The sequence below is a fragment of the Listeria grandensis genome, from assembly GCF_014322885.1.
Taxonomy (GTDB): domain Bacteria; phylum Bacillota; class Bacilli; order Lactobacillales; family Listeriaceae; genus Listeria_A; species Listeria_A grandensis.
The window spans coordinates 81,443-108,058 of the sequence record NZ_JAASUG010000002.1 but is presented as its reverse complement, the minus strand read 5'-3'; the positions used below and the strand labels follow the sequence as shown (position 1 = coordinate 108,058).

Genomic DNA, 26,616 nt, shown 5'->3' with positions numbered 1-26,616 from the left:
ACGGAGGTGTGTCACATGAGTAAAGTTCGTGTATATGAATACGCAAAAGAACACCAATTACCTAGTAAAAAAGTCATCGAAACACTACAAGCGTTAGGCGTTGAAGTCGCCAACCACATGTCTACCATTAACGAAAATGCATTACGACAACTTGACAAAACATTGCTTGGACCGAAAAAAGAATCTGCCGCGCCAAGCAGCCAACCTAAAGCACCAAACGAAGCAGGTCAAAGTAAGGGGTCTAATAAACCAAATATGAATGATAAATCAAATCAATCGAAACCAAATAATAATTCGAATAAACCAGCGTCACAAGGCGCAGCCAAACCAGCAGCAAGTGCGAACAAACCAACGCAAGGCGGGCAAAATCGCCCGAACAATAGCGGTGGACAAAGCCGACCAGGTGGAAACGCGCAAGGTGGAGGAAATCGTAGCCAAGGTGGCAATCGCAACAACCAAAACCGCGGTCGCAAAAACAACACTAAATACAAAGGAAAACGTAATCACAGTACAGTACCACCGACACCACCGAAGCCAAAAGAGCTTCCAGAAAAAATCGTATTCTCAGAGTCACTTACCGTTGGGGAGCTAGCGCGTAAATTATACCGTGAGCCATCAGAAATCATCAAAAAACTATTCATGCTTGGCGTCGTAGCAACGATTAACCAAGGTTTAGACAAAGATGCCATTGAACTTGTTTGCGGCGAGTACGGTGTAGAAGTAGAAGAAGAGATCAAAATTGACATCACAGATCTAGATGTTTATTTTGAAGAAGCACCTGAGGAAGATAAAGGTAAAGAAGTAGAGCGCCCAGCTGTTGTAACAATCATGGGTCACGTCGATCACGGTAAAACAACATTGCTTGATTCCCTGCGTAACACGAAGGTAACACTTGGTGAAGCCGGCGGAATCACGCAGCATATCGGTGCTTACCAACTAGAAGTGCACAACAAAAAAATTACATTCCTAGATACACCTGGTCACGCAGCCTTTACAACGATGCGTGCACGTGGTGCGAAAATTACCGATATTACAATCCTTGTTGTAGCAGCAGACGATGGCGTTATGCCACAAACAATTGAGGCGATCAACCATGCGAAAGCAGCGGAAGTTCCAATCATTGTTGCTGTAAACAAAATCGATAAACCGCAAGCCAATGCCGATCGAGTAATGCAAGAACTAACCGAGTACGAATTAGTTCCTGAAGCATGGGGGGGCGACACCATTTTCGTGCCAATCTCGGCGAAATTCGGCGAAGGACTGGACACGTTGCTTGAAATGATTCTGCTTGTTTCCGAAGTAGAAGAATTAAAAGCGAACCCAGACCGTCTTGCTATCGGTAGCGTTATCGAGGCAGAACTAGATAAAGGTCGCGGTTCCGTTGCGACACTTCTAGTACAAGATGGTACGCTGAAAGTCGGCGATCCAATCGTTGTCGGTCATACATTTGGACGCGTTCGTGCGATGGTCAATGATATTGGACGCCGCGTGAAAAAAGTTGGACCAAGTACACCCGTTGAAATCACTGGACTGAGCGACGTACCACAAGCTGGTGACCGTTTCGTAGTCTTTGAAGATGAGAAAACAGCACGTAGCGTTGGGGAAGCCCGCTCAAGTCGTGCCGTTGTAGCCCAACGCTCTGCGACAAACCGTGTGAGTTTGGAAAATCTATTTGAGCACATGAAAGCTGGAGAAATGAAAGAAGTTAACGTTATCATCAAAGCGGACGTACAAGGATCAGTCGAAGCATTAGCTGCATCCCTACGTAAGATTGAAGTAGAAGGCGTTAACGTCAAAATTATCCATACGTCCGTTGGTGCCATCAACGAGTCAGATATTACATTGGCTTCAGCGTCAAACGCTATCGTCATCGGTTTCAACGTTCGCCCGACAACACAGGCACGTGAAGGTGCTGAAAATGAAGGCGTGGATATCCGCTTACATCGCGTTATCTATAAAGCCATCGATGAAATTGAAGCGGCGATGAAAGGAATGCTTGACCCAGAATTCCAAGAAAAAATTATCGGGCAAGCCCAAGTTCGCCAAACAATTAGCGTATCCAAAGTGGGTACAATCGCGGGTTGTTACGTTACTGATGGTAAAATCACACGTGACAGCGGCGTTCGTGTTATCCGTGATGGCATCGTTGTTTTTGAAGGTGAAATCGGCACGTTGAAACGCTTTAAAGATGATGCCAAAGAAGTTGCCAAAGGTTACGAATGTGGTATCACCATCGATAAATTTAACGACATTAAAGAAGACGATGTGATTGAAGCTTACATCATGGAGGAAATCGAGCGTAAATGATCCGTTACGTCGAATCCGAGTGGTTTTTGCAGACCCCACAAACATTGAAACAAAAGCGAGCCATTTTAAAACGCGTTCTAACACGCGCTGGCCAAAAATTTAATATCTCCATTGCTGAAATTGGATTCCAAGACAAATGGCAGCGCGCCCTCATCGGGTTCGCTGTTGTCAGTGAATCACATAATCAAGCCGAAAAAATGGCGGATACTGTTCTTGTTTTTCTCGACTCTTTCCCAGAGTGGGAGCGAGGCAAAACAACGATGGAAAGTCTGTAAAATGAGGTGAAAACATGAATGTCCGAGCTAATCGTGTAGCAGAGCAAATGAAAAAAGAACTTGGGGACATCCTTAATCGTAAATTAAGAGATCCGCGCATTGGATTTATAACTGTCACAGGTGTCGATGTCACAGGAGATCTGCAACAAGCAACCGTGTTTGTTTCTGTTTTAGGTGAAGAAAGAGAGCAAAAAGATGCTCTGGCAGCCTTAGAAAAAGCACACGGGTTTATTCGCTCTGAAATCGGAAGTCGCATTCGTTTACGCAAAGTACCAGAACTATTTTTTGAAATAGATCATTCTGTTGCTTATGGTAATCATATCGACGACCTATTGCGTGGTCTAAATGATAATGAATAAGAAATAAGTGGAGGGTAGGTGCCGTTTTTACGGATGTCTATCCTTCTTTATGTAGGAAAGGAGTGATTTGCGCGATGGACGGAATTATCCCCTTATGGAAAGAAAAAGGCATGACAAGTCATGACTGCGTATTCAAATTACGCAAAATTCTTCAGACAAAAAAAGTAGGACATACTGGTACGCTTGATCCGGATGTGGAAGGGGTACTACCAATCTGTATCGGACGCGCTACGAAGCTCGCTGAATACATTACAGATGAAGGTAAAACGTATGAGGCGACAGTCACATTAGGAACAGCAACAACGACCGAAGATGCGAGTGGAGAAGTCGTTGCCTCTAAAGCGATCACTGAAACCATTCTACCAATCGATGTGGAAAAAGCAGCAAAGTCCTTCGTCGGCGAGATCGAACAAATTCCACCAATGTATTCCGCCGTCAAAGTAAAAGGACGCAAATTGTATGAATATGCACGAGAGGGTATAGAGGTAGAGCGACCGAAACGCAGGGTGAATATTTATGCAATCGAACTCCTAAAGCCTTACGTACCAATAGATCCAGATCAGCATACCTTCCGGATTCGTATTACATGCGGAAAAGGAACATATATCCGAACATTAGCCGTGATGATTGGTGAAAAACTTGGATATCCGGCACATATGTCTGCATTAAAGCGCACACAAAGCGGTATTTTTACAGAGGAACAATGTTTTACACTGGCTGAAATTGAAGACTTGCGAGCCAAAGAAGAAGAGGCGAGCTTCCTATACCCATTAGAGGATGGCTTATCTGACATGGTTAAACAGGATATTTCCGATACCCTATACGAAAAAGTACTCAACGGTGTCGTCTTGCCAGAACAATTTATTAAAGAACGTAGCAAAGGTCGCGTAGCCTTGTTGCACAAAAACAAACTCACAGCAATCTATGTCCAACATCCGGAGCGTCGTGATTTTTGGAAACCAGAAAAAGTCATTGAACTACGATCTGGTAAATTAAACTAAAAATGGCACAACGAAAAGAAGCTACCCATTTTTTTAAACGTGGTAGCTTCTCGTAACTCCGTATTGATTGCGCAGTATAATTTACCCGTGAATTCGCGAGGTAAACATAGCGAGAAAAGAAAGAGAAGGGGATTTCATGGAAACGTATTTTTTGCACCATCCGCCAGAAAAAATGAATCGTGATCCAAAAGTGATGGCACTTGGTTTTTTCGACGGATTGCACCGAGGGCACCAAGAAGTTATTCACACAGCTAAAAAAGAAGCTGAAAAGCGTCGCATAAAAACGGCTGTTTTAACCTTTGATCCACATCCGTCTGTTGTGCTCAGCCAAATGCGTACGCAAGTGAAATATTTAACGCCAATCGAAGAAAAGAAACGTAAAATGGCAGAGCTCGGCGTTGATATTTTATACATTGTTCGATTTACAACCGCTTTTTCGAATTTAAGCCCTGAAGATTTTGTATCAAATTACTTAATTGGCTTGAATGCGAAGCACGTTGTAGCAGGATTCGATTATTCGTATGGACGTCAAGGAGCAGGTAAAATGACGGCGCTTGCTGATTATGCACAAGGCCAATTTGACGTGACAATCGTTCAGAAATTAGAAGATTTGCATGATAAAGTGAGTTCGACAAATATTCGCAAATATATCGCAGAAGGCCAACTAGACGAGGCAAACCGACTGCTAGGTTATCCATATACGATTACAGGAACCGTTATTCATGGTGATAAACGAGGTCGGACTATCGGATTTCCCACTGCAAATATCGCTGTGGATGAAGGATTCCTAATTCCGAAGTTAGGTGTCTATGCCGTTCGATTTAAGGTGAATGGAAAAATTCATCTTGGTATGGCGAGTATTGGCTATAATATCACATTTAAAGACGATCAGGAGATGTCAATTGAAGTGTATATTCTAGATTTTCATCAAGAAATATACGGCGAAGAAATCGAGATCGAATGGTTCCATTACTTCCGTCCGGAACTGAAATTTAATGGTGTTGAGGGATTGATTGAACAGTTGAAGCAAGACGAAGTAGATACACGAGCATATTTTGCATAAAAACTCTGGCTATTACTTGCTTTTTACAGTGAAATAGTGTATCTTTAACTCTGTACGAAAAAGAACCCTTACTTGGCTTTTTGCGAGTCACCAACGCTTGGCTCAGTATGCGGGGATTAGAAAAGAAGGAGGTGTGTAAGAAATGGCATTGACACAAGAGCGTAAAAATGAAATTATCGCTGAATATCGTGTACATGATACGGACACTGGTTCACCAGAGGTTCAAATCGCTGTTCTTACTGCAGAAATCAACAGTTTGAATGAACACGTTCGCGAACACAAGAAGGATCACCATTCTTATCGTGGTTTGATGAAAATGGTCGGTCATCGTCGTAACCTTTTAACTTACCTACGTAAGAAAGATGTTGCACGTTACCGCGAACTTATCGGACGTTTAGGTTTACGTCGATAAACACAAGGAAAACGGGATATTTTTGTCCCGTTTTTTTTTGAAAAAAATAAACAAGAAGCGTCCCACTAGTCATTGACATAGAAAGAAGCTTTATCGCATGAATCCAAAAACGTGCTATTACATAACAAAACAAGATATTAACTCCATTCATTGAATCCACGGGTGCAAGCCTCAACTTGGTGAGAGAATAGTAGGTTTTTGGATTCATGCGTGTCTTTTAAACTTTTTAAAAGGCGTGCGTGAAGAATTATTATGCATGGTAAAGTTTCTATTGGACAGTGGACGCTCCTAACAAAAAGGAGATCAAAATATGTCTGAAAAACAAGTATTCAAATCCACATGGGCTGGCAAGGAGCTAGTTATCGAAGTTGGTCAAATGGCAAAACAAGCAAACGGTGCTGCATTAATTCGTTACGGTGACACGGTTGTTCTCACTGCTGCCGTTGGTTCTAGAAAACCAAGACCAGGTGATTTTTTCCCACTAACTGTAAACTATGAAGAGAAGATGTATGCTGTTGGTAAAGTACCAGGTGGCTTCTTAAAACGTGAAGGTCGTCCAAGTGACCGTGCAACATTGACAGCACGCCTGATTGACCGTCCAATTCGTCCGCTTTTTGCTGAAGGATATCGTAATGATGTTCAAATTACGTCGACAGTACTTAGTGTAGAGCAAGATTGTTCACCAGAAATGGCAGCGATGCTCGGTTCATCGATTGCACTCTCCATCTCGGATATTCCTTTTGAAGGGCCGATTGCAGGTGTTGATGTAGGTCGCGTGAACGGTGAATATATTATTAATCCAAGCGTTGCCGACCAAGAAAAGAGCGATATTAGCTTGACGGTTGCCGGAACAAAAGAAGCTATTAACATGGTAGAAGCAGGGGCAAAAGAAGTGCCTGAAGAAGCGATGCTAGAAGCCATTATGTTCGGCCACGAAGAGATTAAGCGCCTTATTGCGTTCCAAGAAGAGATAGTTGCAGCTGTTGGGAAAGAAAAAATGGAAATCGAATTATTCGTTCCAAACGCAGAACTTGTAGCAGAAGTGAAGGCTCGCGCAGAAGCAGATATGAAAATCGCGATCAAAACCGAAGAAAAACTAGCGCGTGAAGAAAATATCAACGTGTTAAAAGAAACGGTTATTGCGGAATACGAAGCGAAAGAACTAGAAGATGCTACCGAAGTGATCTCTGAAGTGAAGCATATTCTAGAACTGCTCGAAAAAGATGAAATGCGCCGTCTTATTTCTCAAGACAAAATCCGTCCAGATGGTCGTAAAGTGGATGAAATTCGCCCGCTATCATCTGAGGTTGGTATTTTACCGCGCGTCCATGGTTCAGGACTGTTCACACGTGGGCAAACGCAAGCACTTAGCGTATGTACACTAGCACCGCTTCGTGAACACCAAATCATTGATGGTCTTGGTTTAGAAGATTCTAAGCGATTCATGCATCACTATAACTTCCCACAATTCAGTGTTGGAGAAACCGGACCTCGCCGTGCACCAGGCCGCCGCGAAATCGGTCACGGGGCTTTAGGTGAACGTGCATTACAACAAGTTATTCCAAGCGAAGAGGATTTCCCATACACGATTCGCCTTGTTTCCGAAGTTTTGGAATCAAATGGCTCGAGTTCACAAGCAAGTATCTGTGGATCGACGCTTGCGATGATGGACGCTGGTGTCCCAATCAAAGCCCCAGTTGCAGGTATTGCGATGGGTCTTGTGAAACTTGGTGATGACTATACGATCCTTTCTGACATCCAAGGTATGGAAGATCATTTCGGCGATATGGATTTCAAAGTAGCCGGAACACGCGATGGTATTACTGCACTACAAATGGATATTAAAATCGATGGCCTTAGCCGTCAAATTCTAGAAGAAGCATTGACACAAGCGAAAGCGGGTCGTTTGCACATCCTGGAGCACCTAGAAGCAACGATCAATACACCGCGCGAAACGTTATCCGAATATGCACCTAAGATCGTAACAATCAACATCAAACCAGATAAAATCAAAGACGTTATCGGACCTGGCGGCAAACAAATTAACCAAATCATCGATGAAACGGACGTTAAAATTGATATTGAACAAGACGGTACAGTTTTCATCGCGTCTCAAGATGATGCTATGATTGAAAAAGCGAAAGCGATGATCGAAGAAATCGTTCGTGAAGTACAAGTTGGTGAAATCTATGACGGTAAAGTACGTCGCATCGAGAAATTCGGAGCTTTTGTTGAGTTGTTCAAAGGCAAAGATGGTCTTATCCACATTTCTGAATTAGCACACGAGCGTGTTGGAAAAGTAGAGGACATCTTGAAGATGGGCGATATCGTCAAAGTGAAAGTCACAGAAATCGATGACCATGGTCGTGTGAATGTATCACGCAAAGCCTTAATCGAGAAAAAAGAGGGCGACACAGAACAATCTAGCCGTCCGCCACGTAAAGAAGGATACAAAAAACCTTACAATAAGGATAATAAATAAGTATGATAAGCACTCGTCGTTTTGGCGAGTGTTTTCTTTATAGCGCGCAAAAAAGCCCGCCAAATTGGCAGGCTCGTTTCCATCTATTATTTTTTTCGTGCTTTGAGATTGGACTTATATTGTGTTTCCAGTGCCTTATGAACAGCTTTCCATTTCTGCTTTTCTGCACGTTGTAAGACAGGGTCGTTTTTACGCTCAAAATAAGCCAGTTCTCGCTTTAATTTGAGCCAATTGGAATAATGAGTCTCAGGTAAACTACCGTCCTCTAGCGCACTTTGTACGGCGCATCCTGGCTCGCTACCGTGCTGGCAATTACGAAACTTGCAATCGTTCGCCAGTAGCTCAATATCTTGGAAAGTTTCACCAAGACCATGACTTGCTTGCCCGATACCAAGTTCTCGCATACCAGGAGTATCAATAACAAGTAAGCCAGTGGAAAGTCGGTGCAACTCCCGGTGTGTGGTCGTATGTTTCCCTTTAGAATCATCTTCTCTAATCTCACTTGTTTTCATCAATGTTTCTCCTGACAAAGCGTTGATAAAAGAGGACTTGCCGACGCCTGAAGATCCGAGTAACACGATGGTTTCTCCCTGTTTCAGAAATTGCTCGATATCCTCGAATCCACGCTTTGATAAGTTATCCACGGGAAAAATAGGAACGCCATAAGCCACGAGCTCGATTTCCGTTACAATTTGTGTCACGTTATCGCTCAGGTCCGCCTTGGTCAAAATAACGACAGGTTTTGCGCCACTATCCCACGCGATGGTCAAATAACGCTCTAGCCGATTCATATTGAAATCATGATTGAGTGAACTAACAATAAAGACATAATCGAAGTTAGCAGCCACCAATTGTTCGCCACCAGCAGGATCGCTACGTTTAAAAACGGTTTTCCGATCTAGCACACCGTGAATCAAAGATGTGTCCCGCGGGTGACTCTCCAGTGCAACAAAATCGCCAACTGCTGGTAATTCTGTATTTATCGCCCCCATAAAAGCCACGTGCTTTAATTTCGCTAAATGTTCGCCATCCTCTGAAACCACTTTGAAAAAATCCTTGAAAACAGCGGTGACACGTGCAGGAATAAGCCCGCTTTGCAATGTTTGCGACTCAAAAAAATCTGTAAATCCATAATTAATAATAGTCAATGTTTTCGCTCCTTTATAATAGGGGAGCTTTAAATCAAATTAAACACTCCCAAAATGTGATTGCTGTTTGTGTTTAGAAATTCTACAATAGCCATACTTCATCATCCTTTCATACTGGGAATTCTGAATCATTATAACACAAGTAGGGCGTTTTTGCTACAAAAAAACAGGAAAGCGTTGGAATCTGCTTACCTGTTTGACTCGTTAATTTTTATGTGTAATGATTTTTGCGATTTGATCCGCAGTCATATTGCTTGTTAAAGCATAACTACCATCACGAACGTATTTCTCATAACCGTTTGCGCGCAAGAATTTATCAAACTCAGCGCCAGATTTGATTATACCGGCTATTTGTAATTCATTTCCTGCTTTGGAAGAAGGGTCACCTTTTTTGATAACCAATGTAAACTTCTTGATTTGTTTTGCTTTTTCTTCCTCTGCTTTTTTCTTAGCTGCGACTGCCTTTTGAGCTTCTGCGGCTTGAGATTTTGCTAATTCTTGAGCTGCGAGTAAATCTTCGTATTTCTTTTTGTAACTAGCGTTATCAGCTGATTTTGCTGTGGTTGTTGTTTTGGGCTCCGCCGATTTCTCTGCTTGTGCGCTTGACGAGAAGAATGTATCAAAGACAAGTAGTAGCACTGCTGAGATTAAAAAACCTAATGCCAGCATGCGAAGTGATTGTTTCATTGTATTATTTCCTCCTATGAATTCTCTAATTTAATGAGCTACGTATTCAGCAATTATTTCATTTACTTGGTCCTCTGAAAGCTCCGATTGTGTGACAATTTCTTCTATAGTGACACCAGACGTATACAAAGTGATGATTTGTTTTTTTCTTAAGTCACGAAGTTTCTTGCTAGAAGTGCGAACAGGTGTGACAGAATCAGCATCGACCTTCAATGTATTTTCTAGAGTAGACACGCGTTTTTTTAATTCGAAGTTCTCTTGCATTAATTGAGATGCAATTTCTTCCATCTCGTTTTCTAACTGTTTGCTATTTCCTTTTTGCATAAATGAAAGCAAGAATAGGACGACAGAACAGGCAAGGAGAATTATGATTAAAACAGTCATTGTGTTAATAACACCTCTTTTCCCTAAACTCTACTTCTATTTATAGCATAAATTCCATCAAAAACATAGTCAAAAATAGATATTGTAAAGAAAATAAAAAGAAAAGCTCAGGAATCCTTGCGTAAAGCCCTTAAAAATGATATTATAATACAGGTCTGATAAATAAAAAATCAGTTTGATGAGAGTCTGGAGGGAAATAGAATGCGTGTTAATATCACTTTAGAATGCACTGAGTGTGGCGATCGCAATTATATCACTACTAAAAACAAACGTGAAAACCCGGAACGTATTGAATTAAAAAAATATTGTCCAAGATTGCGTCGTGTTACTTTGCACCGCGAAACTAAGTAAGCAGCAGGATTTTCACCTGTTGCTTTTTTTATTGAAAAAACGATTTGGGAGGAGATACTGATGTCAACAAAAGCCTACCTACGTGAGCAAATACTGGCACAACTAAAACAGATGGATGAAGCTACATATAAAAAGCGTTCCCTCCAAATTGCAAATCAACTTTTTCAAGAAGAGGTTTGGCAAAGGGCTCAAGCAATCGGCATTACGATAGCACGCTTTCCAGAAGTGGCAACACAGTCCATCATTGAGCGCGCTTGGCGAGAAGGGAAATGTGTATCGATACCCGAAACAGATAACAAAACAAAGACAATGCAATTCCGGGAGTATCGGCCCGATGATAAGCTTGTGAAAAAAGCTTTAGGATTATATGAGCCGGCGACAAAAGCACGAATTTTAGCCAAGGCAGAGATCGATTTACTTATCGTTCCAGGTGTTCTCTTTCGCCCTGATGGTTACCGAATTGGTTTTGGTGCTGGCTTTTACGACCGCTATTTAGCAGGATATGAAGGACGTACGATTTCTCTCTGTTACGCCGAACAAATATCGACAGATTTCACGCCAGAAGCTCATGATTTACCCGTTCAAAAACTAGTACTTGAAAATAATCTGAAATAATAGCAAAAAATCGGCGGAGATTGATTTACAATACTCGCCTTTTTGCGTATAGTAGTACTTATAAATAGGATTTTAAAAGAAAGCAGGGAATTTTTTGAGCCTCCAAGAACAGTATATTTTTTGGCGATTAACTAACTATTTTCTTATTGAGGAAGGATATCGATTGATCCACCTTCATGAAAAGAAGCAAGAATTATGGTTAGATAATCCAGCACAAAAGAAAAGACCAGTGATTCGAATTCAAATGAAGGAGCTCAGTTGGTCCAATGTCGTAGAACGTGATATTGAGCAAGTGATGCATGTATGCGAGGACTTGCGCAAACAGATGGGGCGTTTGAAATTGTCACTCATCAATATTTACATCACGCCTTTTAAACCAGTTGGGGATATTTCGGAATGGTTCGATAAGCCGCTTCAATCAGAGAACGAGAAAATAAGTTTAGATAATATATTGATTGATCAAGAAAACGCGAATGAACAATTGAACCAAATGTGCCTAGATTTAGGCGTACCACCAGAAACTTTTCACGTTCCAAATGAGCTAGATGAAGATAGGATTGCTAAAGAACGTAGCATTGTTATCAACTATATCACTACAAAAGTAAGCGAGGAACAAGTACAAGCTCGCAAAGAAAAGCCTTATGTGACATATATATTGTTAGCGATCCAAATCGCAGTATTTCTAATCATGACCTTCACCGGAGGAACGAGTAATAATACATTTAACCTTGTTCGCTGGGGTGCTAAATTCAATCCGCTCATATATGCAGGGGAATGGTGGCGTTTCATTACACCGATGTTCATTCATATTGGTTTGTTGCATCTGCTCATGAATTCTGTTGTTTTATATATCATTGGCCCGATGGCAGAGAAATTATATGGGAAATGGCGTTACGCCCTGATTTATGTCCTATCAGGTATTACTGGCGTCGTCGCGAGCTTTGTCTTCAATATCAATGTGGCGGCAGGTGCAAGTACGGCGATATTCGGTATTTTTGGCGCCTTGTTGTATTTAGTAGTGTTGAAACCGCATGTATATGCAAGATCATTGGGAATTAGTATCGCTGGATTGGTGGTTGTGAACCTTGTTGTTGATCTATTCTCACAAGGTATTGATTTAGCAGGGCATGTTGGTGGTTTAGTTGGTGGTTTCTTGATTGCAGGAGCCTTATCACTACCACATCAGTATTTCCATTGGCGCCGGGTTGTATACGGAGCCTCTGTTATTTTACTAACGGCATTCTTCCTATGGTTTGGTTTTAATAAAGGGCAAAATCCTTATGAACCACAGAACGCAAATGCTGTTGCAGGAGCCTTTATTCAACATGAGGATTACGCGACTGCGCAAAAAATACTTCAACAACTGCGGTCTTCTGGCAGTGCGGATGAGATCAGTTTTACAAATTTGGCAATCATCGCGACAATTAAAGGAAACGAAGAGGATGCTGCTAGCTACGCACGTGAAGCCATTTCACAAGAACCGTTTAACCCACACGCGCACTTTTTGCTTGCGAGAAGTTATGAAATGCAGGGGGATCTAAAGCAAGCATTGAAAGAGGCGACAATTGCTGTGGAGCAAGAAGACACAGCAAATTATGTGCAGTATAAGTTATACTTGGAGAATAAAATTCAAACAAGATAAGAGGTATCGTTATGAAAACAGTCTATGATGTGGCTCAATTGCTGAAAAAATACGGCATCATCGTATATCTAGGGAAGCGACAATGGGATATCGAAATGATGGAATACGAGCTGACTGAACTGTTTAAACATAAATTGCTGGATCGTGAAGTCTATGCCCGCGCAAGATCTATCCTGAAAGTAGAATTAGACAAAGAGAAGGCTAAAAATAAAGTAGCAGATTAGGAGGTATGTGAAAATGGAAAAGAAATTAATTGGTGTTGACCTTGGTGGTACAACTGCAAAAATCGCGATTCTAACAACCGATGGTACAATTGAAGAAAAATGGTCTGTCGAAACGGATATTTCAGATGAAGGTGGTCATATTGTCCAAAATATTGGTGATAGCATCAATCAGAAACTAAGGGACTTGCAATTAAATAAGGATATTTTCCATGGTATTGGAATGGGCACACCTGGGACTATTAACTATGAAACAGGTACAGTAAAAGGTGCTTATAACTTGAACTGGGCGAAGGAGCAAAAAGTTGCCACGGACCTTAAGAAAATCACAGGACTAGATGTGTATTTAGATAATGATGCTAATATCGCAGCAGTAGGCGAAAGATGGCAAGGAGCGGGCGAGGGCTCAGCAAATGTGTTTTTTGTAACACTAGGAACTGGGGTCGGCGGTGGTATTTTTGCAGAAGGAAAGATCCTTCATGGCGCAAAAGGTGCTGCGGGAGAAATTGGACACATCACTGTGGATACAAGTCCAGAAGCGTATGATTGCACATGTGGTAAAAAAGGTTGTTTGGAAACAATTGCATCTGCCACTGGGATTGTTCGCGTAGCGAAGGATTTAGCTGCATCCTTCGCATCAGAATCAGAATTAAAAAGTATAATCAAACAAGGAACAGAGGAAACAACATCCAAGTTGATTTTTGATCTTGCGGCTAAAGGAGATAAGTTGGCAAGCCAAGTCGTGGATCACATTTGCTTCTATTTAGGGCTTGCATGTAGTCATATTGGAAACATGTTAAACCCAGAAAAAATTATCATTGGTGGAGGCGTTTCAGCGGCAGGAGAAGCGCTATTGAAACCAATTCAAAGCTATTTTGAAGGAATGGTTTTCCCGGCTGTTCGAGAATCAACTTCCATTTCCATTGCTACACTTGGGAATGATGCCGGTGTCTTAGGCGCGGCTTGGCTAGCTTTACCAGCTGAATAACGAATGTATAGCTAGATGCATACTGGCGCTGAATTAACGGTGGTAATGCATCTAGTTTTTTAGCTGTTGGAAGTTTGTTTCATCTTCTTAAAGTCAGGGTAAAATAACAGTAGCCATAAAGCAATTGGGGGGAGAGAGATGGATAAAATACGCATAGGTTTCATCATTACTATCCTTGGACTTTTATTTCTTTCCTATGGGTGTAAGAACGAGGAGATACCCGCCAACAAAGAAACATCAGCTACTACCAAGAAAATTAAGACATCCAATATTCCATCTAAGGAGTTTCAACGTGTGGTGGGCTGGATTGACGATGAAAATGTTCTTTTACAGTTACGAAAAGATAGAAAAATAATCTTTGAAAGCTTGAATGTATTCACTGGGAAACGGCACCAAATATATGAAACAGCAAATGTTATTTCAGAAGTAATCATCAGTCCAAATCGAGATCGCTTCTTGATTTATTCTGCTAAGAGAAAAGATATGGCTGTGCTAGATATAATATCGATGTCTGGATCGTTAATGAGTTCGAAAGAAGTAAAGCCGCAAAATATCGAGTTTTCTTGGAACCAAGATGATCAAGATAAGATGTTTATGACAACATTTGATACAGACTGGAACTATCAAGTTTTTCAATGGGATATTTCATCTGGCAGTGTGACTAAACTAAACACGCATTCACCGTTTATTTCATGGTACAGTGATAACTTATTTGTTTCTAATCAAAAAGCAACACCACAACAAGATAGGGGAGATCTTTTTTTAGAAGATGCCCGGGATAAGTCGGTTAAAAATTTGATAGTAGCAGATATTTACCAGTTTGCTGTTTCGGCTAATACACTTTTAACAACGGAACCGAGTAAGGACGAAAAATCGATGATATATAACTTTAGGACGATTGGATTTCAATCATATTATAAATACGAAGCTCCTAGAGTGTACGATGAGTTAGGCACATTTTTTCCATTCTATGATTTGAATGTAGAGCAAGAATCCTTTCTTACCTTCGAGCCATACGAGAGTAAGAAATTAACAAACCATGGTGGAGAGTTTAAACTTATAAAAATTGATCCTAAAGCTAAAAGTGCTAAAACGATTTTAGAACTGGTCAATAATGAGCCGATTTTGACATCACCTAACGGCAAATATTGCTTGTATGGCTATTTATTTGACCAGATTATTGACCTAAAAACAAGAGATATGACTTATTTGACTCAGCATCGTGATAAGATGTATTAAAATGCCAGAGAATACTATCGTAAGGAGATAGATTCATCTGGCGTTTTTGTGTTATATACAATTAAACAGATACGTCTTTCTTCTGGAAGAATATAAAGGCTAGAGCCATAAAAATAAGGTAGTACACAGCTAAGATACTGATAGCTAGCTCTGATGAAAGTCCTTTGACATCCATTCCTGCTCCATTGGCATTCATGCTGACGTAGTAGAGCGGTGCCATAAAGATATATTTGAACCATTGAAATTGTTCCACTAGCATGAGTGTTATGCCACCAGCAATGCTGTTAACGAATAGAAGGAACAGACCAATACCTACAGCTAATGCTTGGCTGCGTAGTAAAGAGGAGACCATAAAGGCAATTGATGTAGAAAATATAAGCTGTATTGTGAAGAAGCCAAGTTGCGAACCTAGGGCGCTTGCTGCTGTTTGCCCAATATTAGTGATGGCTCCACTCTCAGAATAAGCTGGATTAGCGGTGCTAATATCTTGTGTGAAACTAGCAAAAGAAGTTAGTATACCACCAATAATATAAGTCATAACAAGAGTAAAAATAGTTAATAAAATGGCGTACATAAGCACGACGATATACTTTGATAAAAGTATTTGCCAACGTTTATAAGGGCGTATCAAGAGTAATTTTATTGTGCCATAGCTAAATTCAGAAGATACAACAGCACTCGCAATTACAATGGAGAACAGGGCAACTAGAAACATACTAATACTATTTATCGTTAACATCAGTTGAACATTGTTAAGGTCTGGAATAAATGATCTAAAACTTGCAGATAAGGTTAGGATAACAGCCAAAATAATAAGTGGATAAAGCCAGGTGCTGAATCGTAGTGTTAGTTTCTTTGTTTCGTTTGCAATTAATGAAATCATGCCATACTACCCCCATTTGACTTAGTTATTTCCAAGAAACGATCTTCTAATGTCTTAGTGTGTGCTTCTATTGTGAAAATAGAAATATCTTCGGATGCTAATTTCTTTACAAGCTCGGGAATATCAGAAGGGATATATTTGATAAAGAAGTGAGCAGCTGCGTTGTCATCGAGTATGTAGTCAATATTCCAGTTTGTAAGCAGTTGTTTGGAAAGTTCAAGAGGCTCTAGATGCATACGGAATGTATGGATCAGTTCATTTTCAGTGGCGTTTTCCACTTTCATATCAGCAATATGTGTCAGTTCACCACGTTCGATAATCGCAAAACGATCGCACAACAGTTCCATTTCTGTTAGTAAATGTGAAGAAACAAGGATGCTCACTCCTTGGCTAGCTAAAGTTTTCATTTGTAAGCGAAATTCTTTCATTCCTTCAGGATCTAAGCCGTTTGTAGGTTCATCAAAAATTAAAAGTTTAGGATTATGAATCAGTGCTTGTGCGACACCTAGGCGCTGTCTCATTCCTAAAGAGTAGGTTTTGACCTTGTTATTTATGACTTTATCTAAGTGTACTAATTGAATAATCTCATGAATGCGTTCGTTTGAAATTTTAGTGCGTGACATAGATGCGAATGTTTTTAAATTTTGTAAACCCGTCATGTATGGATAGAACTCAGGATTTTCTACAATAGCTCCAACGTGTTGGATGGCTTCTGTATAGAAGTTGTCGATATTTTTACCTAAGATTGTTATGTCTCCACTTGTTTTGCTGATAAGTTTGACAATGCTGCGGATAATAGTTGTTTTACCTGCCCCATTTGGCCCTAAGAGACCGAAAATTTCGCCTTCATTCACGGAAAATGAAATATCTTTAATGATCGGTTTAGAACCAATGGTTTTTACTAAATGATTTATTTCTAGTATTGGCTGTGTCATGATTTCTCCTTCCTTATTTGGAATTCTTTTTTTATTTTTTTAGCAATTTCTTGTGGTGTTAATAGGTCTGTTTCAATAACTAAATGTGAGGTTGCTTCGTATAATTGGGTCCTCGAATCAAATAGGATTTTTATTTCTTCAGGGCTTTTTTCTTGGATGAGAGGTCGTGTTGTATCGCCTTCTAGCCTTTTGAGAAATATATCAGGACTTGTTTTTAAGTAAACAACAAAATCTGCTGATTGAAGCTTGGCTCTATTTTGGGGAGAAAGAATAATACCTCCACCAGTGGATATAACAGCCTCCTGTTGTAAAACTTGCATCAGCATGTCGTGTTCTTCATTTCTAAAAACAGACTCCCCTAGACGAGCAAAGATCTCTGTGACCGACGATTGAAATTTTGATTGGATTTCTGTGTCAATATCAATCAAGGGGAGCGCCAAATTTTCGGCAAGGATTCTGCCAACAGTTGATTTCCCAGCTCCCATAAATCCTGTTAAGACAACTTGGTTCATATAGGTCCTCCTTTGTAATATTTTAATTTGGTAGAAGACTTATTTTTTGCGATTGGATATCCCATATCAGGCTTTGTTTCAGGAGATATCCATTATCTAGCTGTGTCACAGTATTATATCTAATAGTATCTTCCGTACTTTCTGCCCAATTATACCATAAAACAGTATTGTTGTGTTTCTCGGTAAAGGTTTTTTTGCCAGATTTAATGTTGGAGACATTATTATGAATCGATAAATTTAGCAATGTTGATGCGAGATAATAATTTTGTAATTGCTTCTCCATTTCTAGCTTGGAGCTATAGATACTGGTTGCTCCTAACATCATCATAATGCCTAGCAAAGTAATATAGAGAGTTAGAACATAAGTGAAGCCGTTTTGCTGTACCATATTATTTATTCCTCTCTGTATGAATATAAAAACGCGCGGTTAATTCGTTGCCATCTTCAAAAAGGACCTCATAAACAAGTTGATTATCTGTTTTTTTGAACCATTTATCTTGTTTGATATTAGTTAAGAGTGGTTCGTGGCCTTTATTATCAACAGAACGCCGTGTCATGTTTTGATAGGATGCATAGGTTATTAGTTTTGATTGTGAATAGAAATCTATTTTGTGGTCTGACACGGTAAGTTCCGAACTTGTCATAAGCTCTTTTCTTGCTTGATTGAGGAAAAGTTGCCATTCATAATTCTTATCAATATCCATCACCTTTAATACAGACTGGTAACTTTGAAAGATAAGTGGCACAAAGGACGCAATGATTATAAAGATTAGTAACGAAAACAAAGATTCCAGCAGTGTAAAAGCGTGGTTACTTCGTAGCATAGCAAATATTTTCTTTAGCATAAGTAGCGCAAAGTTGCTTCACCTCCTGATTGTAAGTTATTTGATAGCTTTGATTTTTGATGATGACGGTGTAGTTGGATGATAAGCTGTTGCTTATATGAAAGGTGCTTTCTTCGGCGAGCAGTTGATAAGCTGTCGTTCGTTGATTTTGATGGTGCAGGTTTTCTTTTATCTGCATCATCATGGGCAGAAGTGATAAAATAATAAGTGACAACAGACTGAGTGAAAAAAGACTTTCTAGTAAGGAGAAACCATTATAGTTCATCGATGCGAAACCTTCCTTTCCCAATTTGGAAAATAAGTGCATATTTTTTGCTGTAGCCTTCGATGATGATTGTCTTGAATTTGTTGATATTCCCGAATGGTGGAGAGAAGCGAAAAGTTTGTTCGCTCTTCTCCTGAAATTGTAACGTGGGGGTTAATTTTCTAGATATGACAGATTTGTTAGGTATAGATAGGCTTCCGAAATACGTATTGTTCGCACCGACGAAAACTAGACTCGTTTCTTGGTTTGCAGTGATTGCTTCTGCTTGCAAGTGCATGATATCTATTTTTAGCTGATCCAGGCTTTGCTTCTCAAGTATTTGTGTCAAGAGATTGCCTGCTGGAAAAATACTTATACTTAATAGAAGTAAGCTAATGGAGAGAACGAGAAGCATTTCGATTAGAGTGAAACCATTTTGTTTCATGGAGCTTCTGTCACTTTCCCGCTGCTGTCAATGTTCACGTCTTTGCCGTTAGGGCATTTTTTCTGCTCACCTTTAAGGTATCCCCCTGTTAGAAGGTCTTGAAGGGAAGGAACTTTGTTGTTTTCTAGCTGATAAGCTTGTGCTTGGCCTTGTACCATTGTTATGAACGCATCGCATCCCTTGTCGTTAATCGATTTACTTTGTTTCACAATGTTTGGAATAGTTAATAAAAGTAATACACTGACCACAAGTAGAACGATTAACATTTCGACTAAAGTAAATCCTGATTCATCTTTCCAATCGATTTTTTTTAACATTGAAATCACTCCTATTTTTATTTTATTGTTTAGATGGAATTTACCATGCTAAACATTGGAAACAAGATGGATAAGTAGATCGAGACGATGAGCACACCGATAACCATGAAAACAGCTGGTTGTATGAAGCTGAAGACTTTCGCTATTTTTTCTTCTGATTTTTGGTGGCAAAGCACATAGTAAAATAATAATTCTTCAGCTAGTTGCCCGTTTTTTTCGCCGTGTTGAATAATATAAACCATCTCTTTTTCAAAAATGGAAAAAAAGGAAAGGGACTTAGTGAATGGTGTACCTTCTGCAAAGGATTTTTCAATTTCTTGGCTAATATATTTGAAAAGTGGTGGGGAGTCTGGCAAGGAAAATACTTGTACCATATCATGAATGGATAGTCCGCTTTTAAGTAGGTAGCCGCACTCGCGAGCAAATAGTTGGGAATAGTGTAATTTCATGAATTTTTTTACAATGGGTATTTTGCAATATAATTCGGCACGCTCATAGGAATTCTTTTTTCTCTGTTTAGTTAAGAAGAAAGTACACAGGAGAAAGAGTAAGCCAAGAAAAGCAAGGAAGAGCAATGGTAATTTCTCTAAAATAAAGTAGGTGAAATTTGATGTTTGATTATCGCCATGGGTTAGTTGTTGAAATAACATATCGAATTTTGGAAGTAAGAAAATGCGTAAGAGAAAAAACACGACGATAACCGTCATGAATAGAATCAGCGGATATTGAAAGATTTTGCGTAATGCTTTTTGTTGTTCTGCTTTTCTTGTTAAATGGTCACCCGTTTCTTGTACGGTCTCATTGAAATAGCCGTGTTTGCTAGCATAGTGGAGTTGGGTACAGACAAAGCTTGGGAATTTAGCCTGTAACAGTGCTTCGCTAAAAGGAGCCCCAGAGGCTAGTGTCGCTATCATCAATGTGTTTCTTGGAGCATCTTTAGGTGTAGTTATGGAAAGAAAGGAAATCGCTTCTTCCATTGTGAAGCCTTTGCTTAATAAATCGGCAAGTCGTATTAAAAACTCACCATCGGCACGCCAGTTATTGCGGAGAGAAAAAGCCATAACATGCTCCTTTCTTCATCTGGTTTTTGATAGTATTTGTTTGTTCGAGTTCTGAGGTGGTGGTGAAAAATTGATTAATCTGCTCTTTTTCTATAAATTCATAAAGTGCCGTTCTTTTTTGAGTGAGATGATTGCATAATGGATGGCATCTACCATTGCAAAACAAACAATAGAGGTGGCTTAATCGTTGATGAGATATACCAATTAGACATTGTCGCAGCTCTTCTTGATCCACACCCAGTTCAAGTAATCGAGATAGTACACCATATGCGCTATCTGCATGGACAGTGCTGAGTACAAGGTGCCCGGTTAATGCGCCTCGAATAACCATCTTAGCTGTATGGGAATCTCGAATTTCTCCAACCACTAGGATATCTGGATCGTGACGTAAGGTCGCTCGGATGATATCTGCGTAATCTAAGCCGGCTTTCTCATTTATTTGCACTTGCAAAAAGGAGGGCATTGGGCGTTCGACAGGATCTTCAATTGTGATTATTTGCAAGGGCTCCCGCAAACTTAAGGAATGCGCTAAACTATACATGCTGGAAGTTTTTCCGCTTCCCGTTGCACCTGAAAATAAGAGCAGCCCAGTTCGGTTTTGTGCGAGAGATAAAATATGGTGTGTTATCTTATGGAAAATGCTACTTTTTTGAAAAAGTGCGATTTCTTGATCTGAGAAAACACGGATGACCATGCTTTCTACGAAGCGAAAATTAGGAATTGTTGCAAGGCGAACGGATACGTTATTCCCATGTATCGTTGTTTGGAAAGAACCGCTTTGTGGCTTTCTGGTTTCACTAATATCCATAAAACCGCGGTACTTCAGATGGGACAGTAAACGTTCACCGTTATCCAATGGTAAGAAGGTGAAAAATTGTAACCTACCATTGATTCGTAAAAGAATGCGGTATTTCTGCTCAAATGGAATGAGGTGAACATCACTTGCAGAAAGCAGAACTGCTTGTTGTAATAGTGTATTAGCTAGATTTTGGATCATGGGGCAGGGCTCCTTATTTGTGTCTATGCTAAATGTATTCGCCATCGATCGCCAATACTCCTTTGTTCGCTTCAAGGGGACAATAGGATATTTGGGCAAGAAAGTTTGTGAAAAACAGAATTTAATCGCGAAATCTTTAGGAAAAAATTTCGATGCAGGGATAAAAAAATTTTTTCATATTATTCGATTTGCTCTCATTTTCACATACGTATAATAAAGTTGTTATTTATCGGTAAAGCCCTTTCATTCCGAACTATTATACTTTATTTATAATTTTATCATCTGAAACTTAATTATTTGCCGAACGATAGGGTCTCGTGGTAACATATAGAAAAGGCAGCTAATACATAAAAGAGCGGATGAAAATAGACAGAGAGACTGCAGATTTTTTGCGGCGCCGACGGGGAAAGCATGTGAATGTGAAACTCTCAGGCAAAAGGATGTTTATGGGACGCAACTCTGGAGGCATTATTCCTTATTTTGGAGCACGACAGAGACTTATTTTAACGAGTAAGTCCTTTTAGTATGCAAAAAAAGAGGAGGATTCGCATGACTGATTTGAAGAAAACACCTGTTTTTCCGCTGTACGAGAAATACGGTGCAAAGACAATTGATTTTGGTGGATGGGATTTACCCGTACAATTTTCGGGGATTAAAGCGGAGCATGAAGCCGTACGAACGAATGCTGGGTTATTTGATGTGTCGCACATGGGGGAAGTTTCAGTGGAGGGAGCTGGGAGTTTAGCCTATTTACAACGACTGCTTTCCAATGATATTTCGAAGTTAAAAGTAGGCAAGGCACAATATAATATTATGTGTTACGAAAACGGTGGTGTGGTAGATGACTTGGTTGTCTATAAAAAGGCTGATAACGAATATCTTCTGGTTGTGAATGCGGCCAATACAGAAAAAGATTTTAATTGGTTAGCCGAGCATGCAACAGAGGGAGTTAATGTTCAAAATGTATCTGAGGAATACGGCCAGCTAGCGTTACAGGGCCCAAATGCGGAAGCTGTTTTAAGCACGCTTACGAAGGCTGATTTGGGAGCGTTGACGTTCTTTGGTTTTGTCGATAATGTAGAGGTCGCTGGCGTTCCTGCTCTTGTCTCTAGATCAGGCTACACAGGTGAGGATGGCTTTGAAATTTACACGAAAGCTACTGATACACCACGTGTTTGGGAGGCTATTCTTGAGAAAAACGTTCTCCCGATCGGACTAGGTGCAAGGGATACGTTGCGTTTTGAAGCGAATTTAGCATTGTACGGTCAAGAACTTTCTAAGGATATCACGCCACTTGAGGCTGGAGTTGGCTTTGCGGTGAAATTGCAAAAAGAGGCTGACTTTATTGGAAAACAAGCTTTAATCGAACAAAAAGAGGCGGGATTATCTCGAAAATCAGTAGGAATTGAACTGGTTGATCGTGGTATTCCAAGGCATGATTATAAAGTTTTTGCTGGTGACAAGGAGATTGGAATTGTAACAAGTGGAACGCAATCACCAACGCTTAGCAAAAATCTTGGACTAGCACTTATTGATATCGATTATACAGCGCTAGATACAGAAGTAGAGGTAGAGGTTCGTAACAAAAAGCTCAAGGCGAAAGTAGTGCCAACTCCATTTTATAAACGCGCGAAATAATGAAGGGGGAAATAAGGTTATGGCTAAACATCGTTTTTTACCAATGACGGAGCAAGATGAGAAAGATATGTTAGATACGATTGGGGTTTCTTCTATCGATGAGCTGTTTACAGATATTCCAGAGTCGATTCGTTTTAATCGGGAATATAATTTAAAACCTGCAAAATCGGAACCAGCGCTTTTGAAAGAACTGGCAAAAATGGCAAGTAAAAACGCAGATTCTGTGGAATATGCATCTTTTTTAGGTGCAGGGGTATATGATCATTATATTCCGACGGTTGTGGACAGCGTGATTTCACGATCTGAATTTTACACGGCTTACACGCCTTATCAGCCAGAGATTTCACAAGGGGAGTTGCAGGCCATATTTGAGTTCCAAACGATGATTGCTGAAATAACTGGTATGGATTTAGCGAACTCTTCCATGTATGATGGCGGAACTTCACTTGCTGAGGCTGCAATGCTTGCCAGTGCACATACGAAGCGCAAAAAAATCTTGATTTCAAAAGCGGTACACCCAGAATCCCGTAATGTTGTAAAGACATACGCGATGGGGCAACATATTGAAGTTATTGAAATTGACGAGAAAGATGGCGTTACTGATTTGATAGCCCTAGAATCGCAGGTGGACGATACTGTTGCGGCGATTATCGTCCAATATCCGAATTTTTATGGTCAAGTGGAGGCGCTTCAGGAAATGGAACCATTGGCTCATGCTAATAAGGCGTTGTTTGTGGTTTCCAGCAATCCGCTGGCACTAGGGGCGTTGACACCACCTGGCGAGTTGGGTGCGGATATTGTTGTGGGAGACACGCAGGTATTCGGTATTGCAGAAGCATTTGGTGGACCACATTGTGGTTATTTCGCGGTAAATTCGAAGTTGACGCGTAAGGTTCCTGGTCGTCTTGTTGGTGAAACAGTGGATGAAAACGGAAAACGCGGGTATGTATTGACCTTACAAGCTCGTGAGCAACATATCCGTCGCGATAAAGCAACGTCTAATATTTGCTCGAACCAAGCGTTGAATGCTCTTGCTTCATCTGTGGCGATGAGTGCACTTGGGAAACAAGGCATTACGGAAATGGCCCAACAAAACATTGATAAGGCACATTTTGCTAAAAAAGCTTTTCAGGATAAAGGTTTTGAAGTGATCTCTGGCGATGCTTTTTTCAACGAATTTGTCGTAAAATTGGCGAAACCAGTGAAGGAAGTCAATTTGGAACTACTAGAACAAGGTATTATCGGTGGCTATGATTTGGGGATTTATGAAGAAAAGTATGCTAATCACATGCTTGTCGCCGTTACAGAAATGCGTACAAAGGAAGAAATTGAAATGTTTGTAGCGAGTTTGGAGGGTGCAAAATGAATAACAGTGAAACAATGCCATTAGTATTTGAACGATCTGTTCCGGGGCGCGTTGGGTATAGCTTACCAGAACGTGATGTGCCGGAGCTTGATTTAGCTGATTTATTTGGAGCGACCTATGTCCGAGAAAAACCACCAGCATTACCAGAGCTGAGCGAGCTTGAGTTGATGCGCCACTATACAACGCTTTCAAATCATAATTTTGGTGTGGATTCCGGTTTTTATCCACTTGGTTCTTGTACGATGAAATATAATCCGAAAATTAACGAAAAAGTAGCGAGATTTCCTGGCTTTGCTAATATTCATCCGTACCAACCAGAAGAATCTGTGCAAGGTGCGATGGAGCTGCTTTATGATCTTCAGGAAAGTCTTGTAGAAATAACGGGAATGGATGAAGTGACGTTACAACCTGCTGCGGGAGCACATGGAGAGTGGACGGCATTGATGCTAATTCGTGCTTTCCATGAAGCGAATGGGGATCATCATCGTACAAAAGTGATTATTCCAGATTCGGCGCACGGCACAAACCCTGCATCGGCATCAGTGGCTGGTTTTGAGATTATCACAGTTAAATCTAATGCCAAAGGTCTTGTCGATATTGATGATCTAAAAAGTGTAGTCGGTGATGATACAGCGGCATTGATGCTTACAAACCCCAACACGTTAGGCCTTTTTGAGGCGGATATTGTGGAGATGGCAGATATCGTCCATCAAGCCGGGGGGAAATTGTATTATGATGGCGCCAACCTAAACGCAATTATGGCCAAAGTGCGCCCTGGGGATATGGGTTTTGATGCAGTACATTTGAATTTACACAAAACATTCACTGGACCTCATGGTGGAGGTGGACCAGGTTCCGGGCCTATCGGGGTGAAGAAAGACTTGATTCCGTTTTTGCCGACACCAGTTTTGACGAAGAAAGAAGATACGTATACATTCGACTATAATTATCCGCAATCAATTGGACGCGTAAAACCTTACTATGGTAACTTTGGCATTAATGTTCGTGCCTACACATATATTCGTACGATGGGTCCTGATGGTCTGAAGAAAGTGACGGAATATGCAGTCTTGAATGCAAACTATATGATGCGTCGTTTGGAAGGTGTCTACGATTTGCCATTTGATCAAGTTTGCAAACATGAATTTGTGCTATCTGGTAAGCGTCAAAAGCAATTGGGTGTTCGTACGCTCGATATTGCAAAACGCCTGCTCGATCATAATTTCCATCCGCCAACGGTGTATTTCCCGCTTATCGTGGAAGAGGCCATCATGATTGAGCCAACAGAAACAGAGTCAAAAGAAACGTTAGATGGGTTTATCGATGTGATGCTTAAAATTGCAAAAGAAGCCGAGGATAATCCTGAAATCGTTCAAGAAGCGCCATATAACACTTATGTAAAACGTTTAGATGAGACACGAGCAGCAAGAAAACCTGTTTTGCGCTATCAAGAAAAAGTAGAAGATGAAGTAACTAATTAAGAAAAAATGCCATGCCTCCCGCTTCAATTTAGGAGACATGGCATTTTTATTCATCTTCTGTAATCGTAATACCTAAGGCTCGCGCGAAACTAAGCGCTTGTTCAGAGGTGGCGCGACAACCACGCAATTTATCAAGAGATACTGTGATACCCTCAAAGTGATTGATGCTAAGATCAATGCTGTCCATCGCGACATTTGAAAAATTTGCTTCATTTAGCTGGCAGTTCTTAAGCGCAGATTGCTTGAGTTCGCATTCATAAAAGTCAGCGTTCAGAAGGGCGCAATCCAACCATTCCACATTTTTGAATTTGGAGAAACCTAGTGAACTCATCGTCATCAAGCAGTTTTGAAATAACGTATTATGTATCAGTGAGTCAGAAAGATCGGCACCAGTTAGTTTGCAGTCGATAAACTGGCAACGATGGATGACTGCCGAGTTAAATACAACATTGGACAAGTTACATTTCTCGAAAATCACATCAGTCAGTTCGATATTTGGAAACTGTAGCGTCACGAAATTCACATTTCTCAAAATCACTTGATCTAGCACAATGCGTTCCATTGGATCTACATTGAACTCACGATCTTCGATGAGTACTTCGCGTAAGTAAATCTCTTCGGATAACCAGTTGGGGTCGTAAGCTTCTAGTTGTGCTGGTATTTTGGGTGTTTGCATTTTTTTTGACATGGGATATAAGCCTCCTAGAAAAAACCACCA

General features: G+C 40.5%; 30 protein-coding genes and 1 riboswitch. Of the genes, 16 read left to right on the top strand and 14 right to left on the bottom strand.

The window, feature by feature from the left end:
• Window positions 1-15: 15 nt before the first annotated feature.
• The 7 genes from infB to pnp all read left to right on the top strand — a co-directional run bounded on the left by infB (window position 16) and on the right by pnp (window position 7,899).
• The gene (infB, locus tag HCJ54_RS03170) at window positions 16-2,307 is read left to right on the top strand and encodes a translation initiation factor IF-2 (protein ID WP_187136619.1); all 2,292 of its coding nucleotides are present in this window, start codon (window positions 16-18) and stop codon (window positions 2,305-2,307) included.
• Window positions 2,304-2,582: a DUF503 domain-containing protein gene (locus HCJ54_RS03165; RefSeq protein WP_036064925.1), complete on the top strand. Its 279-nt coding sequence runs from the start codon at window positions 2,304-2,306 to the stop codon at window positions 2,580-2,582. The genes infB and HCJ54_RS03165 overlap by 4 nt, the downstream gene beginning before the upstream one ends.
• Before the next feature lie 14 nt (window positions 2,583-2,596).
• Entirely contained in the window at window positions 2,597-2,941 is a 345-nt protein-coding gene (gene rbfA, locus HCJ54_RS03160) for a 30S ribosome-binding factor RbfA (RefSeq protein WP_185408726.1), read from the top strand.
• A gap of 74 nt (window positions 2,942-3,015) precedes the next feature.
• The gene (gene truB, locus HCJ54_RS03155) at window positions 3,016-3,942 is read left to right on the top strand and encodes a tRNA pseudouridine(55) synthase TruB (RefSeq protein WP_187136618.1); all 927 of its coding nucleotides are present in this window, start codon (window positions 3,016-3,018) and stop codon (window positions 3,940-3,942) included.
• 136 nt (window positions 3,943-4,078) lie between these two features.
• Window positions 4,079-5,005 (top strand): bifunctional riboflavin kinase/FAD synthetase, encoded by a 927-nt coding sequence (locus HCJ54_RS03150; protein ID WP_187136617.1) that lies wholly within the window; start codon window positions 4,079-4,081, stop codon window positions 5,003-5,005.
• Window positions 5,006-5,147: 142 nt separating this feature from the next.
• The gene (gene rpsO / locus HCJ54_RS03145) at window positions 5,148-5,417 is read left to right on the top strand and encodes a 30S ribosomal protein S15 (RefSeq protein WP_036062005.1); all 270 of its coding nucleotides are present in this window, start codon (window positions 5,148-5,150) and stop codon (window positions 5,415-5,417) included.
• A gap of 310 nt (window positions 5,418-5,727) precedes the next feature.
• Window positions 5,728-7,899: a polyribonucleotide nucleotidyltransferase gene (pnp, locus tag HCJ54_RS03140; RefSeq protein ID WP_187136616.1), complete on the top strand. Its 2,172-nt coding sequence runs from the start codon at window positions 5,728-5,730 to the stop codon at window positions 7,897-7,899.
• A gap of 86 nt (window positions 7,900-7,985) precedes the next feature.
• Here the strand turns inward: pnp and rsgA are convergent, their stop codons facing one another.
• From rsgA to HCJ54_RS03125, 3 genes are all read right to left on the bottom strand, one after another.
• A complete protein-coding gene (gene rsgA / locus HCJ54_RS03135) occupies window positions 7,986-9,047 on the bottom strand; it encodes a ribosome small subunit-dependent GTPase A (protein WP_185525297.1) in 1,062 nt (353 codons plus the stop codon).
• Window positions 9,048-9,251: 204 nt separating this feature from the next.
• Window positions 9,252-9,734 carry an MltG/YceG/YrrL family protein gene (locus HCJ54_RS03130; RefSeq protein WP_187136615.1) on the bottom strand — a complete coding sequence of 161 codons (483 nt, stop codon included), beginning with the start codon at window positions 9,732-9,734 and terminating at the stop codon, window positions 9,252-9,254.
• A 30-nt stretch (window positions 9,735-9,764) separates the two neighbouring features.
• Window positions 9,765-10,118, bottom strand: coding sequence for a hypothetical protein (locus HCJ54_RS03125; protein WP_185525296.1), 354 nt, complete (start codon window positions 10,116-10,118; stop codon window positions 9,765-9,767).
• Window positions 10,119-10,319: 201 nt separating this feature from the next.
• On the opposite strand from HCJ54_RS03125, the gene rpmG reads away from it, so the two are divergent.
• The 6 genes from rpmG to HCJ54_RS03095 all read left to right on the top strand — a co-directional run bounded on the left by rpmG (window position 10,320) and on the right by HCJ54_RS03095 (window position 15,174).
• Window positions 10,320-10,469: a 50S ribosomal protein L33 gene (gene rpmG, locus HCJ54_RS03120; RefSeq protein ID WP_003719608.1), complete on the top strand. Its 150-nt coding sequence runs from the start codon at window positions 10,320-10,322 to the stop codon at window positions 10,467-10,469.
• 60 nt (window positions 10,470-10,529) lie between these two features.
• A complete protein-coding gene (locus HCJ54_RS03115) occupies window positions 10,530-11,084 on the top strand; it encodes a 5-formyltetrahydrofolate cyclo-ligase (RefSeq protein WP_185525295.1) in 555 nt (184 codons plus the stop codon).
• A 94-nt stretch (window positions 11,085-11,178) separates the two neighbouring features.
• Window positions 11,179-12,726 (top strand): rhomboid family protein, encoded by a 1,548-nt coding sequence (locus tag HCJ54_RS03110; protein ID WP_187136614.1) that lies wholly within the window; start codon window positions 11,179-11,181, stop codon window positions 12,724-12,726.
• Window positions 12,727-12,737: 11 nt separating this feature from the next.
• The gene (locus HCJ54_RS03105; protein ID WP_036064935.1) at window positions 12,738-12,950 is read left to right on the top strand and encodes a YqgQ family protein; all 213 of its coding nucleotides are present in this window, start codon (window positions 12,738-12,740) and stop codon (window positions 12,948-12,950) included.
• A 13-nt stretch (window positions 12,951-12,963) separates the two neighbouring features.
• Complete coding sequence (locus tag HCJ54_RS03100) at window positions 12,964-13,935, top strand: ROK family glucokinase (RefSeq protein ID WP_187136613.1); 972 nt, start codon at window positions 12,964-12,966, stop codon at window positions 13,933-13,935.
• A 138-nt stretch (window positions 13,936-14,073) separates the two neighbouring features.
• Entirely contained in the window at window positions 14,074-15,174 is a 1,101-nt protein-coding gene (locus HCJ54_RS03095) for a YqgU-like beta propeller domain-containing protein (RefSeq protein ID WP_187136612.1), read from the top strand.
• 61 nt (window positions 15,175-15,235) lie between these two features.
• Here the strand turns inward: HCJ54_RS03095 and HCJ54_RS03090 are convergent, their stop codons facing one another.
• The 10 genes from HCJ54_RS03090 to comGA are packed head-to-tail and all read right to left on the bottom strand — an operon-like array spanning window position 15,236 to window position 21,413.
• Window positions 15,236-16,057, bottom strand: coding sequence for an ABC transporter permease subunit (locus HCJ54_RS03090; RefSeq protein ID WP_187136611.1), 822 nt, complete (start codon window positions 16,055-16,057; stop codon window positions 15,236-15,238).
• A complete protein-coding gene (locus tag HCJ54_RS03085) occupies window positions 16,054-16,992 on the bottom strand; it encodes an ABC transporter ATP-binding protein (RefSeq protein ID WP_187136610.1) in 939 nt (312 codons plus the stop codon). Before HCJ54_RS03085 ends, HCJ54_RS03090 begins: the two co-directional genes overlap by 4 nt.
• A complete protein-coding gene (locus HCJ54_RS03080) occupies window positions 16,989-17,504 on the bottom strand; it encodes a shikimate kinase (protein ID WP_187136609.1) in 516 nt (171 codons plus the stop codon). The genes HCJ54_RS03085 and HCJ54_RS03080 overlap by 4 nt, the downstream gene beginning before the upstream one ends.
• 22 nt (window positions 17,505-17,526) lie before the next feature.
• Entirely contained in the window at window positions 17,527-17,892 is a 366-nt protein-coding gene (locus HCJ54_RS03075) for a hypothetical protein (protein WP_187136608.1), read from the bottom strand.
• A gap of 1 nt (window position 17,893) precedes the next feature.
• Window positions 17,894-18,328, bottom strand: a complete 435-nt coding sequence (comGF, locus tag HCJ54_RS03070) for a competence type IV pilus minor pilin ComGF (protein ID WP_280527054.1) — start codon at window positions 18,326-18,328, stop codon at window positions 17,894-17,896.
• Entirely contained in the window at window positions 18,315-18,614 is a 300-nt protein-coding gene (gene comGE / locus HCJ54_RS03065) for a competence type IV pilus minor pilin ComGE (protein ID WP_187136606.1), read from the bottom strand. Before comGE ends, comGF begins: the two co-directional genes overlap by 14 nt.
• Complete coding sequence (gene comGD, locus HCJ54_RS03060; protein WP_187136605.1) at window positions 18,604-19,038, bottom strand: competence type IV pilus minor pilin ComGD; 435 nt, start codon at window positions 19,036-19,038, stop codon at window positions 18,604-18,606. The genes comGE and comGD overlap by 11 nt, the downstream gene beginning before the upstream one ends.
• Window positions 19,035-19,355 carry a competence type IV pilus major pilin ComGC gene (gene comGC / locus HCJ54_RS03055; protein ID WP_036064941.1) on the bottom strand — a complete coding sequence of 107 codons (321 nt, stop codon included), beginning with the start codon at window positions 19,353-19,355 and terminating at the stop codon, window positions 19,035-19,037. Before comGC ends, comGD begins: the two co-directional genes overlap by 4 nt.
• A gap of 29 nt (window positions 19,356-19,384) precedes the next feature.
• Window positions 19,385-20,416, bottom strand: coding sequence for a competence type IV pilus assembly protein ComGB (gene comGB, locus HCJ54_RS03050; RefSeq protein ID WP_185408709.1), 1,032 nt, complete (start codon window positions 20,414-20,416; stop codon window positions 19,385-19,387).
• Window positions 20,394-21,413: a competence type IV pilus ATPase ComGA gene (gene comGA, locus HCJ54_RS03045; RefSeq protein ID WP_187136604.1), complete on the bottom strand. Its 1,020-nt coding sequence runs from the start codon at window positions 21,411-21,413 to the stop codon at window positions 20,394-20,396. Before comGA ends, comGB begins: the two co-directional genes overlap by 23 nt.
• A gap of 359 nt (window positions 21,414-21,772) precedes the next feature.
• A riboswitch (glycine riboswitch) is annotated at window positions 21,773-21,867 on the top strand.
• 95 nt (window positions 21,868-21,962) lie between these two features.
• Here comGA and gcvT point away from each other — a divergent pair.
• The 3 genes from gcvT to gcvPB are packed head-to-tail and all read left to right on the top strand — an operon-like array spanning window position 21,963 to window position 25,898.
• Complete coding sequence (gene gcvT / locus HCJ54_RS03040) at window positions 21,963-23,051, top strand: glycine cleavage system aminomethyltransferase GcvT (RefSeq protein WP_187136603.1); 1,089 nt, start codon at window positions 21,963-21,965, stop codon at window positions 23,049-23,051.
• Between the two features lie 19 nt (window positions 23,052-23,070).
• On the top strand, window positions 23,071-24,417 hold the full coding sequence (gcvPA, locus tag HCJ54_RS03035) for an aminomethyl-transferring glycine dehydrogenase subunit GcvPA (protein ID WP_187136602.1): 1,347 nt from the start codon (window positions 23,071-23,073) through the stop codon (window positions 24,415-24,417).
• Window positions 24,414-25,898, top strand: a complete 1,485-nt coding sequence (gcvPB, locus tag HCJ54_RS03030) for an aminomethyl-transferring glycine dehydrogenase subunit GcvPB (RefSeq protein ID WP_187136601.1) — start codon at window positions 24,414-24,416, stop codon at window positions 25,896-25,898. Before gcvPA ends, gcvPB begins: the two co-directional genes overlap by 4 nt.
• A 46-nt stretch (window positions 25,899-25,944) precedes the next feature.
• On the opposite strand, the gene HCJ54_RS03025 is transcribed toward gcvPB, so the two are convergent.
• The gene (locus tag HCJ54_RS03025; RefSeq protein ID WP_187136600.1) at window positions 25,945-26,586 is read right to left on the bottom strand and encodes a pentapeptide repeat-containing protein; all 642 of its coding nucleotides are present in this window, start codon (window positions 26,584-26,586) and stop codon (window positions 25,945-25,947) included.
• Between the last annotated feature and the right edge of the window lie 30 nt (window positions 26,587-26,616).